This window comes from Rhizobium sp. BR 315, assembly GCF_050577975.1.
Taxonomy (GTDB): Bacteria; Pseudomonadota; Alphaproteobacteria; order Rhizobiales; family Rhizobiaceae; genus Rhizobium; species Rhizobium miluonense.
Window position 1 is genome coordinate 1 of record NZ_JARWKZ010000110.1, and the last position, 5186, is coordinate 5186.

Sequence of the window (5186 nt, forward strand, 5' to 3'; positions counted from 1 at the left end):
CCCCATTCCCGATCCGTCATATCGCTTGCGTAGCGTGCCGTTCGCCGGGCATATTGCCGACGGGTGATTTTGGTCCAGGCCATCGTGTTCTCCATCGAATCTCGCAAATCCGAAGGAATCATAACCTGTTGAAATCACCCACCTCTTTTTGAGGCAGCCTCTAAGAGAACTATTGTCAGGTTTGTCCAACCCAGGGTCGCGACGTACTCGGCTGATTATGCTGCATTTCGCATGCAGTTAAGAAAATTTGGTAGAGGCTCTGTGGGTTCTTTCAAATTGGCACGACTCTTGAACTACGGACAGCAATTCCGACCCCTCGGAAAAAACGAGAGGAAAGCAGGATGTCAGCTCTTCCACAGCCCGCTTCCAAAGCTTTAGCGATAACGTTCGCCGGTGGCCGCTCACGGCCAGCGACTTCATCTGGCGACAGCATGGCGTGCCATTATTTGCCCGAGAGACAGCATCGATTGTCTCGGGACGGTTGCGGTTCCACTCAAATCAATAAACAGACTGGCCGAGTTACCGATCTGAATTCCTCGGACCTCTCGCCACCTTCTCAAGCTTTAAATCGAGGGGAACTTGCGGCCGAGTTCGGCCGATTTCTTGACCAGACACATACCGTCGCTCGGTCTAAACAGTTATTTGAGCACTTATCAGCTTTTGCTCTGAATCTTGGCTGCACGTGGATAGCCTACGGTCCTCTTACAACCGAGCGCAAGGTTTTACAGCCGGTTCGACGCCCTTCTTTTGAGATCCTGAACTATCCTGATGAATGGCAGAAGCGATGTCTCGAAATGGGTTATGATCGGAAAGCTCCTATTATCAAGGAAAGTCGAATGCGATCAGGCCCTATTCAATGGAGGGAGGCATACGTTAGCTCGAGCACAACTCCAAACGAACGGCGCATCTTCGACGAGGCTGCAAGCTTTGGCGTAAGGTCAGGCATTACCATTCCATTGCGCAGCGCGGCTGGAAGTTTCGCCATCATGAGCTTTGCCCAGCAGATTGAGCGTGAATTCCACCACAGGGCAATCGCCTACTTACAACTAGCGGCGATACATTTCCATCTGAGACTTGCTAATGTCGGGAGTTCGAATGTCATGGAGAAAGTGCCTGAGCTCTCGCAAAGGGAGAAAGAATGTATTCTCTGGGTAGCACGGGGAAAGTCGTCATGGGACATTGGAATTATTATGAGTATATCTGAAAATACTGTTAATTTTCACATTAAAAACGTCATGAGAAAATTAGACGCTGCGAGTAGAACCGTCGCGGCTATTAAGGCGTTAAATTTCGGATTTATCGAGTTGTAGGAGGCGATGTTCGTTCGTCGCTAAGTGATAGTGCCGCCACTGCCGCAGGCCTGTTTTCCTGCGACGAACAATAGGCAAGTAGGAACACTATCATTCTAGGTAGGAGCACAGTTGGCAATGGCCGTATAGAGTTGCGGAAACTTTCAAAATGGAGCCCGCTTTCGGAGCATTGCTAAGATCTCGCGGTAATTGGCGAGGGGTACAGGCGCTGGTGGGTCATGGCATCTGGTTGAGGAAATAATCGTGAGTAATGACAGCATTTCCAATTCCCTATTTGCCTTTGAAAACCATGAATCGAACGTGCGATCCTATTCCCGATCATTCCCCGTGGTGTTCACGAAAGCGGCAGGAGCCATCCTCGAAGACGAAAATGGTTGTGCGTTCATTGATTTTCTTTCCGGCGCGAGTGCCCTTAACTACGGTCACAATGATCCGCACATCCTAAGTGCTGCCGTGGAATACCTGCATTCAAATGGAGTTATTCATGGGTTAGACATGGCTACGCCGGCGAAAAGAGAGTTTATGGAGCTTTTTGACGACCTGATTTTGCGCCCGTGCGGTCTCTCATACAAATTTCAGTTTGTCGGTCCCACTGGCGCCAATGCCGTCGAGGCAGCTTTGAAACTTGCACGCAAGGTCACTGGACGTCATAGCGTCGTTTCATTCACCAACGGTTATCATGGGGTGAGCCTGGGCGCGCTTGCTGTAACTGGTAATCGATACTTCCGAAATGCGGCAGGTCTTCCTCCTTCCGGCGCGGTCTTCATGCCTTACGACGGTTATTGGGGGCCTGATCAGGATACTACGGAATATCTGGACAAAGTGCTTGCGGATGGTAGCAGTGGCGTCGATTTGCCTGCAGCTGTTATTCTCGAAACCGTTCAGGGTGAGGGCGGCATCAATCCTGCGAGCAGAAACTGGTTGCAGTCGCTAGAGCGGCTTTGCAGGAAGAACGAGATCCTCCTGATTATTGATGACATTCAAGCGGGCTGCGGACGAACTGGCGATTTTTTCAGCTTTGAGTTTGCGGACATTTCTCCAGACATCGTTCTCTTGTCTAAGTCTCTCAGCGGTTGTGGGCTGCCGCTGTCGCTCCTGCTGCTCAAACCCGAATTTGACGTATGGCAACCAGGCGAACACAGTGGAACCTTTAGGGGCAACAATCTCGCACTCGTGACAGCGACTGCTGCTTTGCGAAAATACTGGACAAATGAAAAGCTATCTAAAGGAGTTGTCGAAACAGGATGCATTCTAAGAGAGCGCCTTCAGGAAGTCGCCCAAAGCAACCGAAATTCCAACATTACCGTACGTGGAAGGGGCATGATGGTGGGGCTCGACTGCAGTACGGGCAAATTGGCGGGGGAAATCGTACGGAAAGCCTTTGAAGACGGGCTTGTAGTAGAGCGATGTGGCGCTGAAGATCAGGTTATTAAGCTTCTTCCTCCATTGACAATTGAACGGCAGATCTTGCAGCGTGGCTTGGACATTCTGGAGAAGTCCGTCCACTCAAGCGTATAAAGCTACGCTTGCCTCTTGGAGGCATGGCAGAGCCAAAGCAATGGGGGGAGGGCATTTATCGTAGTTTTGGGCACCGCGGCTCGCACGAACCGGTTCATTCTCCGATCGTGCGGCCGGACGGGCGTCTTCGTTGGCGCCACTCGTAATGGGTTGCCGCTATTTAAAAAGTACGACCCTTAAGCTTGTTGGGTACTGCGGTTGATTTGTCGGATTCATGACACGGAGTTCGGCCCTGCGCGTTGCCCCATCCTCACCTAAATAGTTGAACAGTGGTAAGCGGTTAGCCGACGGCGTCTGGTTTGAAGTTCCATGGCATGAGCAGCTCAATATCAGCGGCTGGCCAGCGATTTGCGATGCGGGTGAGCGTTTGAGATAGCCAGGCAAGCGGATCGACGTTGTTCATTTTTGCCGTCTGCAGAAGTGTGGCGATCGTCGCCCATGTCTCTCCGCCGCCCTCGCTGCCGGCAAAGAGACTATTCTTCCTCGTAATGGTTTGGGGCCGGATGGCACGCTCGACTATGTTGGAGTCGATTTCGACGCGGCCGTCCGTCAAGAAGTGCTCCAGCGCCTCCCGGCGTGTCAGGCCGTAGCGTATCGCCTCAGCAGTCTTGGACTTTCCGGAGACTTTGGAGAGTTCCTTCTCCCACAACTGGAAGAGATCGGCGACAAYGCCAGCGGACGTCTCCTGACGGCGCCTCGCGCGCGTTTCGGCATCACTGCCGCGGATCTCGTCCTCGACCTTCCAAAGTTCCGTCATGGCTGTGATCGACGCCGTTGCAGCGTCATTAATGCCGCCGACATGCAGCTCGTAGAACTTTCGGCGTAAATGTGCCCAGCATCCGGCAAGCTTGATCGTTTCATTGCTGCCGGACTTGGCGCGCTCCTTGAGCATGCTGGTATAAGCCGAGTACCCATCCACTTGCAGGATGCCGCTGAACCCGGCGAGATGACGCGCGACACACTTGCCACCCCTGCTGTCTTCGAAGCGATAGGCAACCATCGGCGGGCCAGACCCGCCAAACGGTCGGTCATCGCAAGCGTAGGCCCATAACCACGCCTTCATCGTTCTACCAGAGCCGGGGACCAGCGTCGGTAAGGTGGTCTCGTCTGCAAAAACCCTCTCTCCGGCTTTAATGCGTTCCAAGATGTAATCCGCCAAGATCCGCAGCTCGAAGCCCAGATGCCCCATCCATTGGGCCATCAAAGAGCGGCTGAGAACCACGCTGTCGCGCAGATAGATCGCCTCCTGCCGGTAGAGCGGAAGACCATCGGCGTATTTCGACACGGCGATATAGGCCAGCAACCGTTCGCTCGGCAGCCCACCTTCGATGATATGCGCGGGCGCCAAAGCCTGCAGCACGCCGTCACGTTCGCGGAAGGCATATTTCGGGCGGCGTGTGACGATGACCCTGAACTTCGGCGGTATGACATCAAGCCGCTCGGATCGGTCCTCGCCGATCAGAACCTTTTCCAAGCCTTGGCAGTCGTCGGGGATCTCCGGCTCGATCACTTCCTCGATGCGTTCGAGATGGGCGGCAAAACCTTTGCGTGGCCGCGCCTCCCTTTTTGGCCGCTCTTTGCCCACTTGGCCGAGCTCGCTGTCAATCGCCGCAAGGCCAGTCTCGACCTCCTCAAAAGCGAAGTCTATCTGCTCGTCGTTTATCGCCAGCCGCAGTCGCTCGGAGCGCGTACCGTTTTGGGCCCGCTGCAAAACCTTCAAGATCGCCGTCAAAGTGGTGATCCGCTCGTCGGCTTTCTGTTGGACAGCCTTCATTCGGGCAATTTCGGCGTCAGTCGCAGCCTTCTCTGCGTTCAAAGCGATGATCATCGCTTTCAGCGCATCGATGTCGTCAGGAAGGTCGGGACCGGGTAAAATCATGCGCGTAATAGAGCATAAAATCAGCCGATTTCCCAACACTTACAGCAACATGATTCAACTTGCCGCACGTCGTCATCAGCCGATCGAAAGTGGCCGGCGCACCTTGGCGGGGCGGATCTTTTTCCAATCCATTCCGGCCAGAAGTGCCATCAATTGCGCATGGTCGAGACGGACGCGGGCAGCAGACGGGACAGGCCAGCAGAAGCCATTTTCTTCGATTATTTTGGCGTAAAGGCAGACCCCACTGCCATCCCACCAAACAATGCGGATCCGGTCTGCACGTTTCGAGCGGAATACATAAAGCGCACCGTTAAAGGGTTATGTGGCGCGCCACATAACCATATTTATGCATCGGGTGAGATTTTGTGGCGGAGCCATTACGGCGCCAGCCGGGGACTGCCAAATCTAGAATTCTCCGCCACATAATATTTCATGCCTCTCTGACGGGCGCGGGATCCCCCTGCGCCGCAATACTGGAG

General features: G+C 53.9%; 3 protein-coding genes and 2 pseudogenes. 2 read left to right on the forward strand and 3 right to left on the reverse strand.

Features of this window, described 5'->3' with window-relative positions; translation table 11 throughout:
• Window positions 1-83: pseudogene (locus QD409_RS35030) on the reverse strand (IS5/IS1182 family transposase); the annotation flags it as partial.
• Between the two features lie 258 nt (window positions 84-341).
• Between QD409_RS35030 and QD409_RS35035 the strand changes: the two are divergent.
• Together QD409_RS35035 and ectB are read left to right on the forward strand one after the other, a co-directional pair.
• Window positions 342-1310 carry a LuxR family transcriptional regulator gene (locus tag QD409_RS35035; RefSeq protein WP_004126135.1) on the forward strand — a complete coding sequence of 323 codons (969 nt, stop codon included), beginning with the start codon at window positions 342-344 and terminating at the stop codon, window positions 1308-1310.
• Window positions 1311-1553: 243 nt separating this feature from the next.
• On the forward strand, window positions 1554-2828 hold the full coding sequence (gene ectB / locus QD409_RS35040) for a diaminobutyrate--2-oxoglutarate transaminase (protein WP_004126138.1): 1275 nt from the start codon (window positions 1554-1556) through the stop codon (window positions 2826-2828).
• Window positions 2829-3108: 280 nt separating this feature from the next.
• Here ectB and tnpC read toward each other — a convergent pair whose 3' ends face one another.
• Window positions 3109-4707, reverse strand: coding sequence for an IS66 family transposase (tnpC, locus tag QD409_RS35045; RefSeq protein WP_430764991.1), 1599 nt, complete (start codon window positions 4705-4707; stop codon window positions 3109-3111).
• 75 nt (window positions 4708-4782) lie between these two features.
• Window positions 4783-5013: pseudogene (gene tnpB, locus QD409_RS35050) on the reverse strand (IS66 family insertion sequence element accessory protein TnpB); the annotation flags it as partial.
• Window positions 5014-5186: the final 173 nt, after the last annotated feature.

What these genes read in the sequence shown, in the direction of transcription:
- QD409_RS35035 (WP_004126135.1), top strand. Translation starts at nt 342, where the DNA reads ATGTCAGCTCTTCCACAGCCCGCTTCCAAAGCTTTAGCGATAACGTTC.